Consider the following 19,047-nt stretch of genomic DNA (forward strand, 5'->3'; position numbering starts at 1 on the left):
GATGTCCATGAGCACCTGGATGGCGCTGAGGGGATCGACCGACGCCCCGGCGGCCGCCGGCGGGGCCCACGTGAGCACTCCGTCATGACCGTCCGGCCAGCGCACCAGCCAGGCTCCGACTTCGCCCCCGGGCAGGGGCTCGACGAGCGTCAGGGCCGGCCCGCCCATCTTCTCCACCGCCATCCGAAGGGCTAGCGGATCCATCCGCCTGACCGGCTCGGAGGCTGATCCGGTCATGCCGATGATGGTACGGCGAGCCGTGGCGCCTGCCCCGTCCGCGCGCCATGATGAACGCGTGGACGGCATCCACGACCTGGGGGGTATGGACGGATTCGGTCCGGTCGACTGGCGGGCGGAAGAGCCGGTGTTCTCGCAGGACTGGGAACGCCGGGCCCGTGGCCTCGTCTACGCGGTGGTCCTCCACGTCGAGAACCCGACGACGTCGTTGTTCCGCCACGCCATCGAGCGCATCGACCCCGCCGACTACCTCGCCTCCACCTACTACGAGCACTGGCTGGCCGCTGCCGCCTCTCTGGCGGTCGAGGCAGGCCTGGTCGGGCTGGGCGAGCTGGAGGAGCGCAGCGGAGGTCGCTTCCCGGTGGCACGGCCCGTCCGGCCGAACACCCAGGTGGAGGGACCGGTGCCCCCGACCGGTCGCTTCGGCGTAGGCGACCGGGTGAGGGTCCGTGATTTCCACCCCCGAGGCCATACCCGCTGCCCCCGTTACGTCCGGGGCCGATCTGGCGTCGTCGTTCGAGCCGACACCGCCGCATCCGTGCCCGATGTCGAGGCACACTCCGCCGACCGGCGGGCAGAGGCCGTCTATTCGGTCGGGTTCGACGCGTACGAATTGTGGCGTGACGCTCAGCCCGGGGTGCGCGTCCATGTGGATGTGTGGGACAGCTATCTCGAAGCGGCGCGGTGACGGGTCACCACCCCCGTCCGGTCGCGCCGATCGAGCGCCGGGTCGCAGCTCTCGAGGCCCTGCTCACGGAGCGGGGACTGGTCCCGGAAGGGTTCATCGAAGAGGTCAGCCGCCGGTACGAGACCGAGATCGGCCCGATGAACGGAGCCGCTGTCGTCGCCCGGGCGTGGGTCGACCCCGACTACCGGGACCGTCTGCTGGCCGACGGGACCTCGGCCGTGGCCGAGCTCGGCTTCGGGGGCGACGAGGGGCACCACATGGTGGTCGTCGCAAACACCTCGACGGTCCACAACGTCGTGGTGTGCACGTTGTGCTCCTGCTACCCGTGGCCGGTCCTCGGGCTACCGCCGGCGTGGTACAAGGATCCGCCCTACCGGGCCCGCATGGTGCGAGAGCCGCGCACGGTATTGGCCGAGATGGGATGCGTCCTGGAGGACGATGTCGAGATCCGGGTCTGGGACAGCTCGGCCGAGGCCCGCTACCTGGTGCTCCCCCAGCGGCCTGACGGCAGCGAGCATCTCGCTGAGGAGGAGCTGGCCGCCCTCGTGACCCGCGACGCCATGATCGGCGTAAGTCGGCCGTGATCTACGACGGTCCGGCTGCGCCCCCCCGGCGCAACGGGGAGTTGGCCTTCGAAGAGCCGTGGCAGGCCCGGCTCTTCGGGCTCGCGGCCGCCGTCGTCGAGACCCGGTTCGGTGGCGACCGGGAGCCGTTCCGGCGCCGGCTCATCCAAGAGGTCGGCGATCGCCCCGACCGGCCCTACTGGGAGAGCTGGCTGGCTGCCCTGGAGGGCCTGCTCGAGGTTGAAGGCCTCGATCGTCAGCCGCTGCGCCCCTGATTTTCCGTTGGTACAGTGACCGGTCGTGGCGGTTACCGCTCAACTGGAGCTGTCCGACCTCGAGCCTTACCGGCGGGAACTGACGGGCTACTGCTACCGCATGCTCGGTTCCGGCTTCGAGGCCGAGGATGCGGTTCAGGAGACGATGATCAAGGCGCTCCGGGCCGCGGCTGGATTCGAGGGCCGTTCGAGCGTCCGCTCGTGGCTCTACCGCATCGCCAGCAACGTGTGCATCGACATGACCCGCCAGGTTCAGCGCCGGGCCCGGCCGATGGAGATGGGTCCGGCCTCCCCGCCGGACGAATCGTTCCTCGGGCCCTTACGCCCCGAGGCGCCGTGGGTCACCCCGATCGCCGACGGGAAGGTCGTCGACGTGACCGGGGACCCGGCGGAGCTGGCCGTGCAGAAGGAATCCGTACGGCTCGCCTTCGTCGCCGCCCTGCAGCACCTCCCCGCCCGCCAGCGGGCGGCCCTGGTTCTGTGCGACGTGTTGAGCTGGTCGGCCGCCGACGCCGCTGAACTGCTCGAAACGACCACGGCAGCCGTCAACAGTGCCCTGCAGCGGGCCCGAGCGACGCTCACACAGTTGCCCGACGGAGGTCGACCGCGACCTCTCGACACCGACACGGCCGGACTCCTCGAGCGTTACGTCGACGCCTTCGAGCGCTACGACATGGACGCCCTGGCCAAGCTGCTGCACGATGACGCCTACCAGTCGATGCCGCCGTTCGAGATGTGGATCAGGGGAGCGGAGAACATCACCACCTGGATGGTCCAGCCCGGGCCTTCCGCCTGCCGAGGCTCGAGGCTCTTCCCGCTCGGTGAGGTCAACGGATGCCCGGCATTTGCCCAGTACAAGCCCGATCCCGCCGGGGGCATGCAGCCGTGGGGGATCCAGGTGCTCGAGATCTCGGGCGGGAAGATCGCAGAGCTCTCGATCTTCCTGGATCCTCTGGATCCTGAGCGCCTGTTTCCCTCATTCGGCCTCCCAGGCCACCTCGAGTCTTGACCCACTAGGCTTCATTTCGCTCCGGTGAGCCCGGGGTGACGTTCCGTCAGCGAAGTCCGGTGGAATCCCGGCACTGTCCCGCAACGGTAAGGCCCCTCGACGGGGACGAGTCCGGCCGCCTGTCGGGTGTCGACGTGACCAGTCCCTCGGAGCAAGGGCGGTGCGTCCCCGTAGCGGCACGAGCCGGTCGGGGCCACTTCACCTTCGAGGCGGAAGGAGGAGTGGGTGCCGCAGGCGAAAGGGCGGTTCGGGTCGGTCCGCCTGGGTCTGAACGCGGCAGAGCGTGGCCGGCTCGGCCTGATGGCCGTGTCCGTGCTTGCGCTCAACGCGACGGGCTGGGGCACCTTCATATTCGCCATCGCCCCCCGCCACCTCCACTACAAGGGCCTTGGCATCGGCCTGGGGGTGGCCCTCACGGCATGGACACTGGGCGCACGCCACGGGTTCGACGCCGACCACATCTCCGCCATCGACAACACGACCCGCAAGCTGATGGCCGACGGCGGCCGTCCGCTGGGCACGGGGTTCTTCTTCGCCCTCGGTCACTCGTCGGTCATCGTCGTGGTCGGCGCGGCTCTGTGCGTGGCCGCCCATGCCGTCTTCGGGGCTGTCGTTGATCCGTCGTCGGCGTTCGAGACCACCGGGGGCCTGATCGGAACCTCGCTGGCGGCCGGGTTCCTCTACCTGATCGCCGCCCTCAACCTGGTCGTGCTGGCGGGGATCGTGAAGGTGTTCCGCCAGATGCGACAGGGTCTGTTCGACGAGACCGAACTGGAGCGTCAACTCCAGGCCCGGGGCCTGATATACCGGTTCTTCGGCAGGTTCATGGGCTCGATAACCAAGAGCTGGCACATGTTCTTCGTGGGCGCCGTCTTCGGAATCGGGTTCGACACCGCCACGGAGGTCCTGCTGCTGGCGGCCACGGCCACCGCGGCCACCCAGGGGTTGCCCTGGTACGCCGTGTTGTCCCTGCCGTTCCTGTTCGCCGGAGGCCTCACGATCTTCGACACTCTCGACGGGTTGTTTATGAACTTCGCCTACGGGTGGGCCTTCGCCCGGCCCGTCCGGAAGGTGTACTACAACATCGTGATCACCGGGCTGTCGATCGCCGTAGCCCTGCTCGTGGGCACCATCGAGATCGCCGGCATTCTCTCGGACCGGCTCAACCTGCGCGGGGGAGTCTGGGACGTGATCGGCAACTTCGACATCAACGAGGCCGGTTACCTCGTCGTCGGCCTCTTCATCGCCGTGTGGCTCGTGGCCGTCACCTACTGGAGAGTCGCCCGGGTCGAGACCCGGTGGGCCGCCGCGACCGTCCAGAAAACCGGCTGAGCGGGGAGCCGGTCGGCCCTTGACAGCGGTCAATCCCGCCGCATCGTGCCGGGATCGTTGCCGGTCCCGTGTCGGAGCATCTTCCCGGTAGGGCCCGGCAAGGCCGACGGCCTGTTCCGCTGCCTCGCCGGTCATGGCTACCGGACCGTCGTCTCCTACCAGCCGGCCGGCCGGTACTGGGTGTTCCAGGGCATCGAGTCCGCCATCTTCGTGGCCCTGGCCGGGCTACTGATCCTGTTGGCCGTCCGCCTGGTGGTGCGCCGGGACGCCTGAGGGGAAACACCTGGCGGACAGCCGCTAGCGGGAGGAACGATCAGCGCCATGGAGAGGCAGCTGTCCGGGGACGGCCTGACCCTGCGGCTGTGGCAGGCGGGGGACCAAGAGGCGCTCCTGGCGATCATCGATGCGTCCCGTGAGCAGTTCGGCGCCTGGCTCCCGAATGCCCTGACCGACCTGGCCGATCTGTCGGCGTTCCTCGGCCACGTTGCCTCGACCCACCGTGAGCAAACCGCCTGGTTCTACGCAATCGAGGACGGCGGCGAGCCCGTGGGGCAGTGCAGCCTGCACGATCGAGGGGGCGGGGAGGCCGAGATCGGCTACTGGGTCCGCACCGATCGCACCGGTCGGGGCCTCGCGACCCGGGCCGTCCTGGCCGTCGCCGCCGCCGCCCTGGCCCACGGGTACGACCGGCTGGTCATCCAGTGCGACGAAGGGAACCGGCGCAGCGCATCAGTGGCTTGCAAGGCGGGCTTCGTTCACGTGGCGACGGTGGACCTCGATCCCGGTCTGCCCCGGACCCCGGCGCAGACCGGCCGGGAGATGACCTGGGTCAGGGCGAGAAACTTCTTGCATTGCTAGTGCAACTTTCCTTACGATGGCGGCAGTGTCCGCGACTGTGCTCGACGGCCGGGTGGCGCGGGGGGAGCGGACCAGGCGGAGGGTGGCCGAGGGCCTCGTGGCCCTCCTCGAGGCCGGCGTGGCCGAGCCGACGGCCCGGCAGGTGGCGGAGCGGGCCGGGGTGTCCCTGCGCATCGTCTTCCACCACTACGAGGACATGGAGCAGGTGCTGCGCGCCGCCGTGGCCATACAGGCCGAGCGGCACTGGAGCCGGGCGCGACCGGTCGATCCGTCTCTGCCCCTCGCCGAGCGGGTCAGCCGGCTGGTCCGGCAACGGGGCGCGCTGTTCGATGCCATCGCCCCCGTGCGCCGGGCGGCCGGGCGGGTCGAGCACCGCTCGCCCACCGTGGCCGCAGAGCTGGGTCGGTCCCGTAAAGGTCTGCGCCGCGAGCTCGAGGAGGTGTTCGGTCCGGAGCTGATTGCCGACCGGGCCGACCGGGCCGGTCGGGTCGAGCTGCTCGATGCACTCGATGTGGCCGCCGGATGGGACGCTTGGGACCAGCTCCGCCACCGGCAGGGCCAGGCCGCGTCCGGCGCGAGGAGGGTGGTGGCCCGGATGCTGACCGCTCTGCTCGACGCACCCGAGCCGGTGCCGCTCCAGGAGCCGCACGAATCCGTTGTGACCAGGTCCCGAGGAGGAACCACCCCGTGAAAGTCCTGCGCACCCCCGACGAGCGCTTCTCCGGCCTCCCCGGCTATCCGTTCGCACCGCACTACGTCGAAGTGCCGGCGGGAGACGGGACCGCCTCGTTGCGGATCCATCATCTGGACGAGGGTGATCCGGCCGCGGGGGAGACGGTGGTCCTCATGCATGGAGAGCCGTCCTGGAGCTTCCTGTACCGCCGGATGGTCCGGCCTCTCACCGACGCCGGCTTCCGGGTGGTGGTGCCCGACCTCGTCGGGTTCGGGCGCTCCGACAAGCTGGCGGGCCGGAGCGACTACACCTACGCCCGCCACGTCGAGTGGATGCGGTCCGCCTTGTTCGACGCCCTCGCCCTGTCGAACGTCACCGTCGTGGGCCAGGACTGGGGCGGCCTGGTGGGCCTGCGTCTGGTGGCCGAGCATCCCGAGCGCTTCCGGAGGGTCGTGGCGGCCAACACCGGCCTGCCAACCGGGGACACGCCGATGGGTGAGGCCTTCATGTCCTGGCAGCGGTTCTCCCAGGAGGCGCCCGAGCTGCCGGTCGCGGGAATAGTCGGTTCCGGCTGCACGACCAAGCTGACTCCCGAGGTGCTGGGTGCCTACGACGCCCCGTTCCCCGACGAGTCCTACAAGGAGGGGGCGCGCCAGTTCCCGATCCTGGTGCCGACCAGCCCCGACGACCCGGCCGCCGCCGCCAACCGCCGGGCGTGGGAGGCCCTGGAGTCCTTCGACAAGCCCTTCCTGTGCGCCTACAGCGATGCCGATCCGATAACCCGCGGTGCCGACCAGCTGTTCCTCGAGCGGGTGCCGGGTACCAAGGGCCAGAGCCACCAGACGATCAGTGGCGGGGGCCACTTCCTCCAGGAGGACCGCGGCCCGGAGCTGGCCGCGGCCGTCATCGACTTCGTCCGCGCCAACCCGGGGAGCTGACCGCCATGGGCCGCAAGATCCTGTTCGTGACAACCGACCAGCAGCGCTACGACAGCCTGGGCTGCAACGGCGGGACGGTGGCCCGTACGCCGGTGCTGGACCGCCTGGCCCGGGACGGCATCAACTACCGGCGGGCCATGAACCAGAACGTGGTCTGCATGCCGGCTCGGTCCACGATCCTCACCGGGCAGCACGTCCGGACCCACGGGGTGTACGCCAACGGTGTGCCCCTGCCGGCCGACGCTCCGAGCATCGCCGCCTACCTGAACGGTCATGGATACCGCACGGCTCTCCTGGGCAAGGCCCACTTCGAGCCCGGGATGGACCTCGAGGGGCGCTGGCCCGAGAACCGGCTCGCCCGCGAGGACAGCACCGGGCCCCACCGCGGCTTCGACCACCTGGAGCTGGCCATGCACGGGCCCCTGCCCCTGTGGCACTACGGGAAGTGGCTGATCGAGCAGCCCGGCCACTGGGAGCGGACCTTCTACCAGCTGTTCAAGGGTGGACAGCTGAACGGGGAGCCCGGGGGGGACACCGGCGCTCCGCAGCTCACCGTCAATCAGGTGCCGCGGGACCTGTATCACACCGACTGGACGGCAGAGCGGGCCATCGCCTGGCTCAACAGTCTCGAGGCCGACGACGACTGGTTCTGCTGGGTCAGCTTCCCCGATCCGCACCATCCGTGGGACCCGCCCGCCTCCGAGCTGAAGCGGGTCGACTGGCGCGACCTCGACCTTCCTTCCGGCCATCCGGGCAGTGAGGAGGCCAGCCGGCGGATCCTCGAGGGAAAGCCCCGCCACTGGCTGGCGTACTACGACGGGTCCCACTCCAATCTGGAGGGGGGACCGCCGACGTTCGTGCCCGCCTCGATGACCCACGATCAGGTCCGCGAGGTGAACGCCTTCACCCACGTCGAGAACGAGCTCATCGACGAGGCCGTCGGGCGGATACTGGCGTGCGTGGAGTCCCGCGGCTGGGGGGCCGACACCGACGTCGTGTTCACCACCGACCATGGGGAGCTGCAAGGGGACTTCGGTCTGCTGTTCAAGGGTCCCTTCCATTGCGAGGCCCTGATGCACCTCCCGATGATCTGGCGACCGGCACCGTCGGCCGGGGTGGCCCCGGCGGAGGTGACCGAGCCCGTCGGCCAGCTCGACCTGGCCGCCACGTTCGCAGCCATCGCCGGGCTCGAGGTGCCCGAGTGGGTCCAGGGCTCGGTCCTGCCCACCGGTCCCGCCCCCGAGCGCGAACGGGTCATCACCGAATGGGACAGCCAGTTCCCGACGGAGGACCTGCACCTGCGGTCGATGTTCCGGGACGGTTGGCTAGTGACGGTCTACGAGCCCGGCGGCGGCTACGAAGGCACGGAAGGGGAGCTGTACGACCTGGCCGATGACCCGTTGCAGTGGACCAACATCTGGGACGATCCGGGCTACCGCGCCCGGCGTGCTGAGCTGGTCACGGACCTCCTCGACAACCTGCCGCCGGAGCGACCCGATCGACTGACGGTCGAGGCTCCGGTCTAGGCGGTCGGTCTCACCGGTTGGACTCGTTGTTCAGCCATTCACCCGCGACGAACGACAGAAACTCCGGTTGAGGACGGAAGCCGAGCGTCTGGTACAGGCGCCGGGCTTCGTCATCGTCGACCTGCAGCCCGATGTGCAGGCCGGGGACCTGATCGATCAGCCTGCCGACCAGTGCCGTGGCGATGCCCCGACGACGGTGGGTTCCCGCCGTCCACACGTCGATCAGGTAGGCGTTGCAGACCCCGTCGGACAGCAGGCGGGCCGTGCCCACCACGCGCTCACCGTCCCGAGCGACGGCCACATGCTGCGAGGCCTCGAACGAGCGCCGCAGAGCCGAAGGAGAGCGCCCGTTGTCGAAGTCGTCTGCGGTCAGGTCCGCCTTCAGGCGATCCCAGTCGACACCGGTGAGACTGCCGTCGATCGTCACAGCCCGATCCCCGCCGGGACGGCCTCCGTCTCCCGACCCCGGCATGGCCGATGAGCGCTACTTGCCCTTGGTGTTCAGAGCCACAGCCTCACGGACCAGCCCCTTCAGCGCCCGTTCGTTGATCTTGTCGCTCTCGCGGAAGTCGATGGCCCGCCGGACCTTCCCTTCGAGGCTGGAGTTGAACAGGCCGGAAGGATCGCTGAGAGAGGCGCCTTTGAAGAATGTCAGCTTGACCACCTCCTTGTACGACTCACCCGTGCAGATCCCACCGCTGTGGGACCACACCGGTGTTCCGGGGCTCGTGGCCTTGGCCCACTTCCACTCCTCGACCACCTCAGGGTCCGCGGCCTGGATGATTGCCCGCACCCGGCTGAGCGTCTTGCCGCGCCAGTCACCGAGCTCGGCGATCCTCTTGTCGATCAGCTCGGAGGCATTCGGGTTGTCATTGGCCATCTGCACTCCCCTGGAGAGCCTTCAGCGGCGCCTCGAGTCTGCCTCGGCGGGATCGCGAACTCTACCGAGAGGGGCCGGAGGACCGGTCGGACCGGTGGGCGGCCGCCGCCCTCGGGTGTCCCCCCACCCGGCCGGGGCGGGCGGGTGGCACCGAGATAATGACCGCTACTATGGTCCCGCAGCTGGGGGATGGCGCTGGGGGGGAAACGGGCGCTTGGGGGATCCACGTCGGGACGGGCAGGACAACGGAGCGCTCGGGGACGGCCCTGCCCCGGAGAGCACCAGCTCGCGCCTGGTCGAAGCCGCATCCGAGCTGTTCGCTGAGCGTGGGTACGAGCGGACCAGCACCCAGGACATAGCCCGGCGGGCGGGCCTGACGACCGGGGCCATCTATTCGAACTTCCGAGGAAAGCGGGAGCTGCTCCTTGCCGCCATCAGCCAGCCGGCGGAGGCGTTGAGGACGCAGGTCGGCGATGCCCGGAGGGCCGGGGCCACGGCCATCGACCTCATCCGGATCGGGTCCCACCGCCTGGTGTCGCAGCACGGCAGGCGCCAGCGATCGATCCTCGTCAACGCCCTCGTCCTCGCGTCCCGCGACTCGATCGTCGGCCAGAAGCTGCGCCAGGGCCTGACGAGGACGTTCCGGGACTTCGGCCGGCTGGTCAAGGAGGGACAGGCGGAGGGGTCGATCGATGCCGGGATCGATGTCGACGCCTACGTCCACTACGCCTACGCCCTCACCTTCGGGACCTACCTGCTGGAGACCGCCGGAATGCCCGCGCCCGACCAGGAGCGCTGGGACGCGCTGATGGACCGGCTCCTGACTGCACTGTCGACGCAACAGGAGCCGGTTGCCACGTAGCTGAAGCGTTGCCGCAAAGGGGGGGACATGATCTCGGGCGACGAGCAAGAGGAACGGATCATCGGGTCGGTGGACGATCCGGTGGCGCGGGGGACGCTGCGTATGGTCTTCCACTTCCGCCGCTATCTGCTGCTCTACGTCGTCGGGATCATCGGCGCCCTGGTCCTGATCCTGCTGCCGACGGTCGAGGGGGGATCCGGTCTGCCATCGGCGCAGGCGGGATCGACCGTGGCGAGCGGGACGGGACCGGGCGCCGCCGGCCAGGCCGGAGGGGCGGGGTCGGTGTCCGGCTCCGGGGCGCCCACCGCTTCTCCTGGCGCCGGCACACCGGGTCCCTCCGCCCTGGGCAGCGGCGCCGCGGCCCCAGGCGGAGGGACGGGCGGCGCCGGCGCGGGCGGAGGCGCGGCCGGGGCCGGCCCGGTGGGCACGGTAAGCGTGGGGACGGGCAAGACGGCCGGTGGATTCGCCTGCTCTGCGGGGGTGCCGCAGATCCCGTGGGCCACCTACGCCGCCCCGTGCGTCGCCAAGTTCACCGGCAACAACGGCGGCGCCACCGCGCCCGGTGTGACCGGCGGCACGATCACGATCGCCGTGCGGGTGGCCACCGACGCCCAGGGTGCCAACGCCCTCGAGGGACAGGCGGAGGCCGAGGCGGCCGGGGGAGTGGACGACAAGACCAACTGGCAGTACCTGCAGACTCTGACCAACTACTTCAACAAGACCTTCGAGCTGTACGGGCGCAAGGTGGTGTTCACCCAGTACAACGGCCAGGGGAACGGAACCAACGAGGCTCTGGGCCAGGACGAGGCGGCGGCCTGCGCCGACGCCGACCAGGCCGCCACCAGCGTGCACGCCTTCGGCCTCGGTGACTACAACGGGTTCCTCACCTCCTCCGAGCCTCTGGCCGACTGCGCCGCCCGCTACCACCTCTACATGCCGGAGGGGGCCGACTACTTCCCCGAGTCCTACTACCAGCAGTGGAACCCCTACATCTGGTCGCTGGCGATGAACTGCACCACGATCAACGACGGGGTCGAGGACTACGTGGCCAAGCAGCTGTACCCGTACCCGACCAAATGGGCGGGGATGGACGGCCTGACCAACCTCAAGGGGAAGCCCCGAAAGTTTGCCGTCTACGTGCCGAACAACGCCGGCTACCAGTCGTGCACGAACTACGGCAAGCAGCTCGGGGAGCAGAAGTACCACGAGTCGGCGAACCGCTACGACCAGTACAACTACGCCCTGGACATCTCGACGTTCCCCCAGGACGCCCAGAACGCCATGGTGAAGTTTGCCGCCAACCAGGACACCACGATCGTCCTGGCCTGCGACCCGCTGTCCCCGATCTTCATGACCCAGGACGCCACCAAGGAGAACTACTTCCCCGAGTGGATGCTGATCGGGGTGGCGCTCACCGACAGCGACAACCTGGCCCAGCTCTGGGACCAGCAGGCCATCAGCGGCCATCTCTTCGGGCTGAGTCAGGGGGGTGACGAGGCCGCTGCTCTGTCCCCGACCGGGGAGATCGCCAAGACATGGGAGGCGGCCAGCGGGCAGTCGAGCCTGGCCAATCCCGAGATCTACCTCGACTACATCTGGCTGATGGCGATGTTCGACCAGCTGCAGGCGGCCGGCCCCGACCTCACCATCCAGAGCCTGGCGGCCGGGACGAGGAAGCTGCCGGTCCTCGGCGGCCGCCACCCGGTGGCCGGGACCTGGAACTGGCAGACCCTGCACACGGCCATCGTCGATTCCCGGCAGGTCTACTGGGATGCCAACCGGAAATCGATCGCTGACAACAAGCAGGGGACGTACGTCCAGATCTACAGCGGCCAGCGGTTCCAGGCCGGGCAGTACCCGACGGGGCAGCCCCCGTACTATCCGTGAGGCCGCTCCGGGCCCTTGGCGGGGCCGCGGGCGTGGTGGCGCTGTGGGCGGTGCTGGCCGCCGCCCTCCCCCACGGGGCGCCCACGGGTATCGTCATCGCCGGGGTGGTGTTCGGGGCCATCAACGGACTGGTGGCGCTGTCCATCGTGCTGGTGTACCGGGCCAACCGCGTCTTCAACTTCGCTGCCGCCCAGTTCGGTGCGGTCGGCGCCATCATGGCCATCGAGCTGCACATCCAGCTCGGGCTCAACTACTTCCTGTGCGTCCTGGCCGGGCTCGTCATCGCGGGAGTCCTCGCGGCGAGCCTCGAGCTGACCGTCCTGCGCCGCTTTGCCAATGCTCCCCGCTTGATCGTGATGGTGGCCACGATCGGCCTGGCCCAGCTGCTCGACGGGGTCAGCGTGGTCATACCGACGGCGTGGGGCGGGATCAAGCAGCCGTCGTTCGGCACTCCCTTCAACGTCCATTTCCATGTCTTTCCGGAAGCGTTCGACGGAAACTGGCTGGCGGCCATCGTGGTCGTGCCGGTGGCGCTCCTGGCCCTGACGTGGTTCCTGCGCTACACCCACTACGGGGTGGCCATCAGGGCCGCGTCGGAGAACGGTGAGCGGGCCCGCCTCCTGGGCATCCCGGTGGCCCGCCTGTCGACGGTGGTGTGGACGATCACGGGAGTGCTGTCGCTGCTGGCTGTCCTGCTCCGGGTCCCGATCCTCGGTTTCGCGTCGTTCTCGGCGGTGTCGAGCGGTGGCCTGCCCCTCCTCCTCCAGACGGGGGCGGCCGCCGTCATCGGAGGCATGACCAACCTGCCGGTGACCCTGATGGCGGCGATCGGTCTCGGGGTCGTCGACCAGCTGGCGGCGTGGACCTTCTCCAATGCCACCTACGTGGACCTCACCATCTTCCTCATCCTGCTGGTCTCCCTCCTGGCCCGGCGGGACCGACTGACCCGGGCGGCCGAGACGGGGATCACGACCTGGCAGGCGATCAAGCAGGTGCGGGCCGTGCCGACCGAGCTGGCCCATCTCCGCGAGGTCCGCGTCCTGCGCCAGGGCACCAGGCTGGCGGTGATCGCCCTTGCTGTGGCCCTCCCGTATGTGGTCAGCCCGTCCCGGACCCAGTTGGCGTCCGACGTGCTCGTGTACGCCATGATCGGCTGCTCCCTGGTGGTGCTGACGGGGTGGGCGGGCCACATCTCGCTGGGCCAGATCGCCTTCATGGGGTTCGGCGCCGCCACCACCGGGATCCTGGTGGCCAACCACGGCTGGGACCTCTTCCCCGGATTGCTGGCCGGAACCGCCATTGGCGCGGCGGTGGCCACGGTCATCGGCATCCCGGCGCTGCGCATCGCCGGCCTCTACCTGGCCATCGTGACCCTCGGCTTTGCCGTGGTGTCGGCCGAGTACTTCCTCGTCCCCCAGAACTTCCCGTGGTTCATCCCGAGCGGCGTCTCCCGCCCGGCGCTGTTCGGCCGGATCTCGATCAGCACCGACCGCCAGATGTACTTCATGTGCCTGATCGTGCTGGCGCTGATCCTGACCGCCCTGTCCACGCTGCGGCGCAGCCACGTGGGCCGCTCGCTGCTGGCCGGCAAGGACAACCGCCTGGCGGCCCAGTCCATGGGCCTCGAGACGGTGAAGCTGAACCTGCTGGCCTTCGGCCTGTCCGGAGCCATCGCCGGGCTCGCCGGGGGGATGTTCGTCGTGCTGCAGAGCGACTACAACTTCGGGTCCTTCAGCGCCGATCAGGGCCTCACGTTCTTCGCCATGGTCGTAATCGGCGGGCTGGGGTCGATCCCGGGTGCCGTGCTCGGGTCGATCTACGTGTACGGCTGCCAGTACCTGCTGCCGGGCGGCTACTCGGTGCTCGCCACCGGCGTCGGGCTCCTCCTGCTGCTGATGTTCCTGCCCGGTGGTCTCGGTGAGCTCATGTACCGCATCCGGGACGCCATGCTGCGTCTGGTGGCGGCGCGTCACCGGGTCCTGGTCCCGAGCCTGGTGGCCGACCGGGCCGACGACGGCACGATGCTGGCCGAACCCGAGCCTGAGCTCGTGCCGGCCGCCCTGGGCGGGCCCACGGCGGCGGTCAGTCCCAACGGCGGCCGGTCCCGCCGGCGGGCAGCGCCGCCGGGTCCGGCGGACGAGGCGTCCGAGCCGGTGTCGGCGAACGGGCGGGGCCGGACCGGCACCGCAGTCCGGGGAGGCAAACGATGAAGCCCGACACTGCGGGCCGCCGGGAACGGCTGGCGGAGTTCCTGACCCAGATCGGGCCGGTGGGGCTGGTGCCGGTCCTGCTCCTGGTGGGGCTCGGCGTCAGCCAGGGCTTCGACACTGTGGCGTTCGGAGTGCTGTCGCCCGAGATCCGCCGGACCTTCCACCTGTCCAACGCCGGCATCGACGCCATCGCCTCGCTCACCGGGGCGGTGCCGATCCTCTGCTCGATATTCCTCGGCTACCTGGGGGACCGCGGCAACCGGGTCCGGCTCTCCCGGTATGCCGCCGTGATCTTCGCCGCCATGGCCGTTCTGACCGGCCTGGCGCCGGTCGTGGTGATCCTGATCCTGGCCCGGACGATCGGTGGGGTGGGCCTCCTGTCGACGCAGACGCTCTATCCGAGCCTGATCTCCGACTGGTACCCCCCCGAGACCCTCGGGTCGGTCTTCACCATCCTGCTCCTCGGCATCACCGGCGTGGGCTTGCTGGGCAGCCCGCTCGCCGGCGGCATGGCGGGCGCCCTGGGCTGGCGGCCGACCTTCGTGATCCTGGCCCTGCCCACCCTGGTCTTCGTGGCACTGACCCGGAGGCTGCGGGAGCCCGACCGCGGTCGCTCCCAGGGAGCGGTGCGCGCCGAGGCGCTCGGCGGCATCGGTGAGGGCTTCCGGCGGATCCGGGCCATCCGCACCCTCCAGCGCACGTGGACGGCGGCGTTCCTCTTCGGGGCGGGGACGATCCCGTTCGCCACCCTCCTGTCGAACTTCTACAACGACGTGTACCACGTGGGCCCCTTCGCCCGCGGCGCCATCGGGGCGGCCTACGGCGTGGGGGGCCTGTTCGGGATCGTCGGCGGCGGGACCCTGGCCCGCCGGGTAGTCGTGCGGGGGCGGCCGGAGCTGCTGGCGGTGATCAACGGGCTGGCCGTGGTCGAGTTCGGCGTCTTCGCCTTCGTCATGGCGGTGATGCCGCTGCTGGGCCTGTCGCTGGCAGCCGCAGTCCTCCTGGCGCTCGGTGCGGCCGGGTTCCTGCCGGCGTACACGACCGTGGTCGCCATGGTGGCCCCGGCGCGCCTGCGCAGCCAGGCCTACGCCTGGTCGCTCTTCTTCTACTCGCTGGGCGCCATCCTCGGCGGGGCGGTCATCGGCGGGGTGGCCGACGCCCACGGCCAACGGTCGGCCATGGTCCTCCTGTCGGTGCTCGTGGTGGCCGGAGGGGCGGTCAGCTTCTCGGCCGCCCGCTTCGTGCCGCGCGACATCGCCCAGGCCAGTCGCAACGAGGAGATGGCCCAGTCCGAGGCCTTCCTGTCCTGCAGCGGGGTCGACGCCGCCTACGGCGGAGTACAGGTGCTCTTCGGCGTGGATTTCGAGGTGCGCGAGGGGGAGATCGTGGCCCTCCTCGGCACCAACGGGGCGGGCAAGTCCACCTTCCTCAAGACAATCAGCGGCCTGCTCGATCCCATCGGGGGCGTCATCTACTTCGAGGGACGCGACATCACCCACGCCGGGCCGATGGTGTCGTCCCGCCTCGGCGTCGCCCACGTGCCCGGCGGGCGCGGTGTCTTCCCGGGTATGAACGTGGCCGACAACCTGAAGGCGGCGGGATGGCTCTACCGCAAGGATCAGGCCTACCTCCGCGCAGCCACCGAGGAGGTCCTCGAGTACTTCCCGATCCTGCGCGAGCGGATGGGCACCTTGGCCGGTGACCTCTCGGGGGGAGAGCAGCAGATGCTCTCGCTGGCCAAGGCCTTCATCTCCCGACCGCGGCTGCTCCTCATCGACGAGCTCTCGCTCGGTCTGGCCCCGACCGTCGTGCAGCGGCTCCTGGAGATCGTCCGGGCCATCCACGCTCGGGGGACGACGGTCGTGCTCGTGGAGCAGTCGGTGAACATCGCCCTCGAGCTGGCCGAGCGGGCCGTGTTCATGGAGAAGGGAGCGGTGCGCTTCTCCGGGCCCACCGCCGATCTGCTCGGACGCCCCGACATCCTGCGCGCCGTGTTCCTCAAGACCGACGACGCCGTGCCCGCCCCCCGGAAGAGCTCGTCGCGGTCCGAAGACCGGCCGACGGTGCTGGAGACGCGGGGCGTGTCGTGCCGTTACGGCGGGGTGATGGCGGTCGACTCAGTGGACGTCCAGCTGCGCCAGGGGGAGATACTGGGCTTCGTCGGGCCCAATGGCGCCGGCAAGACCACGTTGTTCGACCTGGTGTCCGGGTTCACCCGGCTCGAGTCGGGCCGCATCCTCCTGGCCGGCAGGGACGTGACCGAGTGGTCTCCCGCCCGCCGCTCCCGGGCGGGTCTGGGCCGCTCCTTCCAGGACGCCCGCCTCTGGCCCGCTCTCACGGTGGCCGAGACCCTGACCCTGGCGCTCCACGAGCGTGCCGCCGTGCGCGGGGTGATCCCGTCCCTGCTCGGGCCCCCGGTCCTCTTCGCCTCGGAGGAGGCGCTCATGGAGGAGGCCGAGCGCCTCATCGAGTTCATGGGGCTGGGCGCCTTTCGCGACAAGTTCGTATCGGAGCTGTCGACGGGGTCGCGGCGGGTGGTCGAGCTGGCGTGCATGCTGGCGCACCGCCCGTCGGTCCTGCTGCTCGACGAACCCTCGTCCGGCATAGCCCAGCGGGAGACCGAGGCGCTCGGCCCGCTCATCCGGCGCATCCGGGACGAGCTCGGCTGCAGCATCATGATCATCGAGCACGACATCCCGCTCATCCGGGGGCTGGCCGAGCGGATGGTGGCCCTGGACCTCGGCCGGGTCGTGACGGTAGGGACTCCCAAGGAGGTACTCGTGCACCCACAGGTCGTCGAGTCGTATCTCGGCACGTCGGCGGATCAGCTGCCCGGGGCCGCCTCCCCCGCCCCGACTCCGGCGCGGCGCCGCGCCCGGTCGACCACCAAGGCCTCGGCATCGGGAGCACGGTCGTGAGGCGGGGGCGCGCTCTGCTCCTGGCCGCGGCCATGGGAGCGGGACCGGCACTCGGTCTGCTCGGCACCGCCGCCGTACCGGCCACGGCGGCGGCTGTCCCGGCCTCCCTGGCCCGGTCGGCCGCCCCGGTGCCCGTCGCGGCGGGCGCGCCGGCCCCGCCATCGGGGGCCACTCAGATCACGCTGCCGGCCGGTCCCGGAACCGGGGCGCCCGGAGCCGCTGGGCCTACGAAGCTGAGCGGCCGGGCCAAGGCGGCGGCCGTACTGGGCGGCCTGCTGCTGATCGGGGTGCTGTGGGCCTTCAGTCAGGGCTTCGGGATCCTTGGGGGGCGGCCCCGGCGCCGGCGTCCGCCGGGCGTGGCTCTGACGCCGGCACGCGACATGCCCACCGCGGAGGGCCAACCCGGCCCGGCGTAACCCGGCGCCGGTCAGCCGGAGCGCGTCCCCGGGACGGTAGGACCTGCGCTCATCCGGCCTCGGGCCCGGTCTCGGCGCGGTCGGGCTCTCTGTTGGCCGAGAAGCGTTCGGCACAGTGGTCCGAACAGAACCAGAAGGTCCGGTCTCCGGCCTCTCGCCTCGTGGGCGCCTCGGCCGTGCGGACAGCATCCCGGGCATCCCCCGTGTGCCCAAGGTCACTCTTTACAGATTATTCGACTTAGAATACCGTGACCTCGATGTCACCGAGGTGGTCACGGGCCAACCCGCTAGCCCTGGCGGTCCTGGTCTCGCTCTACGAGAAGGCCATGCACCCCTACGAGGTGGCCCAGACCCTCCGCGCCCGGGCCAAGCACGAGAGCGTCCGGCTCAACTACGGGTCGCTCTACGCTGTGGTGGAGTCCCTCGAGAAGAAGGGCTTCATCAAGACGACCGGGACCGTCCAGGAGGGGAGACGGCCCCAGCGCACCGTGTACGCCATCACCGACGCCGGCCTGGTCGAGATGACCGACTGGCTCACCGAGCTCCTCGGCACTCCGAGCAAGGAGTACCCGGCGTTCATGGCCGGGCTCTCGTTCATCGCCGCCCTCGATCCCGACGACGCCCTGGCGGCCCTCCGGCGCCGGGCCGAGGCGCTCACCGTCAGGATCGCGTCCCTGCGGGGGGCCATCCGGGCGGCGTCGGACGCCGGCCTCCCGCGCATCTTCGAGCTCGAGGCGGAGTACGAGGAGCGCCAGCTGCTGGCCGAGCTCGATTACGTCAGGAGCCTGGTCGACGCCATGGCCACGGGTGGTCTCGAAGGAATGGACCTCTGGCGGACATTCCACAGTGATGAGTTCGACCCGGACGCAGCCCAGTTCACCCTCGAGCTGCCGGGCGAATGACTCCGAGCGGCGTCCCCGACGGGAGGGGATGATCCGATGCCCGCCCTGATCGAGGCCGACGGCCTCACCAAGAGATTCGGTAAGGTCCGAGCGCTCTCCGGGCTGACCGTGGATCTGCCGCCGGGCCAACCGGTCGCGATCCTCGGTCCCAACGGGGCGGGGAAGACGACCTTCATCCGGATGGTCGCCACCCTCATCCGCCCCGACAGCGGCAGTCTGCGCGTCGACGGCCGCGACGTCCTCCGCGACCCGATGGCGGTGAGGAGGCTGATCGGCCTGGCCGGCCAGTCCGCCGCCGTCGAGGAGACGATGACGGGGAGGGAGAACCTGTTCATGGTGGCGCGGCTGTACGGCCAGGGCGCGGCAACCGCCCGGCAGAGCGCGGCGAGCATCCTGGAGCAGCTCGGCCTCTCGGAGGCCGCCGACCGGCAGGTGCGGACCTACTCCGGGGGCATGAGGCGCCGCCTTGACCTCGGCGCCAGCCTGGTCGGCTCCCCGCGTCTCCTGCTCCTCGACGAACCGACGACCGGCCTCGACCCGGGTGGACGCAACGACGTGTGGGACGGCATTCGCGCCATGACCGCCGCCGGGACCGACGTGGTGCTCACCACGCAGTACCTCGACGAGGCCGACCACCTGGCCGCCCTGATCGTCATCATCGACGGCGGCCGGGTCATCGCCGAGGGGAGCTCCGGGGAGCTCAAGTCCCGCGTCGGCGCCGACCGGGTCGAGCTGCACACGGCCGACGTCCCCACTCTCCAGCGGGCGGCGGTCGTGCTCGGCGCCCTCGGGGCGGGAGAGCCGGACGTCGATCTCGCCACCCGCCGGTGCTCGCTCGCCGCGCCCCAGGGGGCCAAGCTCCTTCCCGTGGTC

20 protein-coding genes and 1 riboswitch are annotated in these 19,047 nt (G+C 70.3%); of the genes, 17 read left to right on the plus strand and 3 right to left on the minus strand.

Annotated elements, in window-relative coordinates; all coding sequences use genetic code 11:
• Nucleotides 1-237: hypothetical protein (locus VFW24_12715; GenBank protein ID HEX5267626.1), on the minus strand; the 237-nt coding region annotated here is incomplete at its 3' end.
• Nucleotides 238-295: 58 nt separating this feature from the next.
• On the opposite strand from VFW24_12715, the gene nthB reads away from it, so the two are divergent.
• The 10 genes from nthB to VFW24_12765 all read left to right on the plus strand — a co-directional run bounded on the left by nthB (nucleotide 296) and on the right by VFW24_12765 (nucleotide 8,099).
• The gene (nthB, locus tag VFW24_12720; GenBank protein HEX5267627.1) at nucleotides 296-925 is read left to right on the plus strand and encodes a nitrile hydratase subunit beta; all 630 of its coding nucleotides are present in this window, start codon (nucleotides 296-298) and stop codon (nucleotides 923-925) included.
• The gene (gene nthA, locus VFW24_12725; protein HEX5267628.1) at nucleotides 922-1,509 is read left to right on the plus strand and encodes a nitrile hydratase subunit alpha; all 588 of its coding nucleotides are present in this window, start codon (nucleotides 922-924) and stop codon (nucleotides 1,507-1,509) included. The genes nthB and nthA overlap by 4 nt, the downstream gene beginning before the upstream one ends.
• Nucleotides 1,506-1,763, plus strand: coding sequence for a hypothetical protein (locus tag VFW24_12730; GenBank protein ID HEX5267629.1), 258 nt, complete (start codon nucleotides 1,506-1,508; stop codon nucleotides 1,761-1,763). The genes nthA and VFW24_12730 overlap by 4 nt, the downstream gene beginning before the upstream one ends.
• Nucleotides 1,764-1,788: 25 nt before the next feature.
• A complete protein-coding gene (locus VFW24_12735; protein HEX5267630.1) occupies nucleotides 1,789-2,772 on the plus strand; it encodes a sigma-70 family RNA polymerase sigma factor in 984 nt (327 codons plus the stop codon).
• Nucleotides 2,773-2,777: 5 nt separating this feature from the next.
• Nucleotides 2,778-2,914, plus strand: a riboswitch (cobalamin riboswitch).
• Nucleotides 2,915-3,072: 158 nt separating this feature from the next.
• Nucleotides 3,073-4,104, plus strand: coding sequence for a HoxN/HupN/NixA family nickel/cobalt transporter (locus tag VFW24_12740; GenBank protein ID HEX5267631.1), 1,032 nt, complete (start codon nucleotides 3,073-3,075; stop codon nucleotides 4,102-4,104).
• A 57-nt stretch (nucleotides 4,105-4,161) separates the two neighbouring features.
• Nucleotides 4,162-4,377 (plus strand): hypothetical protein, encoded by a 216-nt coding sequence (locus VFW24_12745; protein ID HEX5267632.1) that lies wholly within the window; start codon nucleotides 4,162-4,164, stop codon nucleotides 4,375-4,377.
• 48 nt (nucleotides 4,378-4,425) lie between these two features.
• Nucleotides 4,426-4,962: a GNAT family N-acetyltransferase gene (locus VFW24_12750; protein HEX5267633.1), complete on the plus strand. Its 537-nt coding sequence runs from the start codon at nucleotides 4,426-4,428 to the stop codon at nucleotides 4,960-4,962.
• 25 nt (nucleotides 4,963-4,987) lie between these two features.
• Nucleotides 4,988-5,653, plus strand: a complete 666-nt coding sequence (locus tag VFW24_12755) for a TetR/AcrR family transcriptional regulator (protein ID HEX5267634.1) — start codon at nucleotides 4,988-4,990, stop codon at nucleotides 5,651-5,653.
• Nucleotides 5,650-6,573, plus strand: coding sequence for a haloalkane dehalogenase (locus VFW24_12760; GenBank protein HEX5267635.1), 924 nt, complete (start codon nucleotides 5,650-5,652; stop codon nucleotides 6,571-6,573). Before VFW24_12755 ends, VFW24_12760 begins: the two co-directional genes overlap by 4 nt.
• A gap of 5 nt (nucleotides 6,574-6,578) precedes the next feature.
• The gene (locus VFW24_12765) at nucleotides 6,579-8,099 is read left to right on the plus strand and encodes a sulfatase-like hydrolase/transferase (GenBank protein HEX5267636.1); all 1,521 of its coding nucleotides are present in this window, start codon (nucleotides 6,579-6,581) and stop codon (nucleotides 8,097-8,099) included.
• Nucleotides 8,100-8,109: 10 nt separating this feature from the next.
• Here VFW24_12765 and VFW24_12770 read toward each other — a convergent pair whose 3' ends face one another.
• Both VFW24_12770 and VFW24_12775 read right to left on the minus strand, forming a co-directional pair.
• Nucleotides 8,110-8,526, minus strand: a complete 417-nt coding sequence (locus VFW24_12770) for a GNAT family N-acetyltransferase (GenBank protein HEX5267637.1) — start codon at nucleotides 8,524-8,526, stop codon at nucleotides 8,110-8,112.
• Nucleotides 8,527-8,583: 57 nt separating this feature from the next.
• Nucleotides 8,584-8,979 (minus strand): DUF1801 domain-containing protein, encoded by a 396-nt coding sequence (locus VFW24_12775; protein HEX5267638.1) that lies wholly within the window; start codon nucleotides 8,977-8,979, stop codon nucleotides 8,584-8,586.
• Nucleotides 8,980-9,193: 214 nt separating this feature from the next.
• Here VFW24_12775 and VFW24_12780 point away from each other — a divergent pair, with 214 nt between their 5' ends.
• The 7 genes from VFW24_12780 to VFW24_12810 all read left to right on the plus strand — a co-directional run.
• Nucleotides 9,194-9,841, plus strand: a complete 648-nt coding sequence (locus tag VFW24_12780; protein ID HEX5267639.1) for a helix-turn-helix domain-containing protein — start codon at nucleotides 9,194-9,196, stop codon at nucleotides 9,839-9,841.
• Nucleotides 9,842-9,868: 27 nt separating this feature from the next.
• Nucleotides 9,869-11,728 (plus strand): hypothetical protein, encoded by a 1,860-nt coding sequence (locus VFW24_12785; GenBank protein HEX5267640.1) that lies wholly within the window; start codon nucleotides 9,869-9,871, stop codon nucleotides 11,726-11,728.
• On the plus strand, nucleotides 11,725-13,938 hold the full coding sequence (locus tag VFW24_12790) for an ABC transporter permease (GenBank protein ID HEX5267641.1): 2,214 nt from the start codon (nucleotides 11,725-11,727) through the stop codon (nucleotides 13,936-13,938). The genes VFW24_12785 and VFW24_12790 overlap by 4 nt, the downstream gene beginning before the upstream one ends.
• Nucleotides 13,935-16,856, plus strand: a complete 2,922-nt coding sequence (locus tag VFW24_12795; GenBank protein HEX5267642.1) for an MFS transporter — start codon at nucleotides 13,935-13,937, stop codon at nucleotides 16,854-16,856. Before VFW24_12790 ends, VFW24_12795 begins: the two co-directional genes overlap by 4 nt.
• A complete protein-coding gene (locus VFW24_12800) occupies nucleotides 16,853-17,272 on the plus strand; it encodes a hypothetical protein (protein HEX5267643.1) in 420 nt (139 codons plus the stop codon). Before VFW24_12795 ends, VFW24_12800 begins: the two co-directional genes overlap by 4 nt.
• Nucleotides 17,273-17,529: 257 nt before the next feature.
• A complete protein-coding gene (locus VFW24_12805; GenBank protein ID HEX5267644.1) occupies nucleotides 17,530-18,174 on the plus strand; it encodes a PadR family transcriptional regulator in 645 nt (214 codons plus the stop codon).
• Between the two features lie 36 nt (nucleotides 18,175-18,210).
• Nucleotides 18,211-19,047 (plus strand): ATP-binding cassette domain-containing protein (locus tag VFW24_12810; GenBank protein ID HEX5267645.1); only part of this gene is annotated, 837 nt, incomplete at its 3' end.

It is taken from the genome of Acidimicrobiales bacterium (assembly GCA_036273495.1).
Taxonomy (GTDB): Bacteria; Actinomycetota; Acidimicrobiia; order Acidimicrobiales; family JAJPHE01; genus DASSEU01.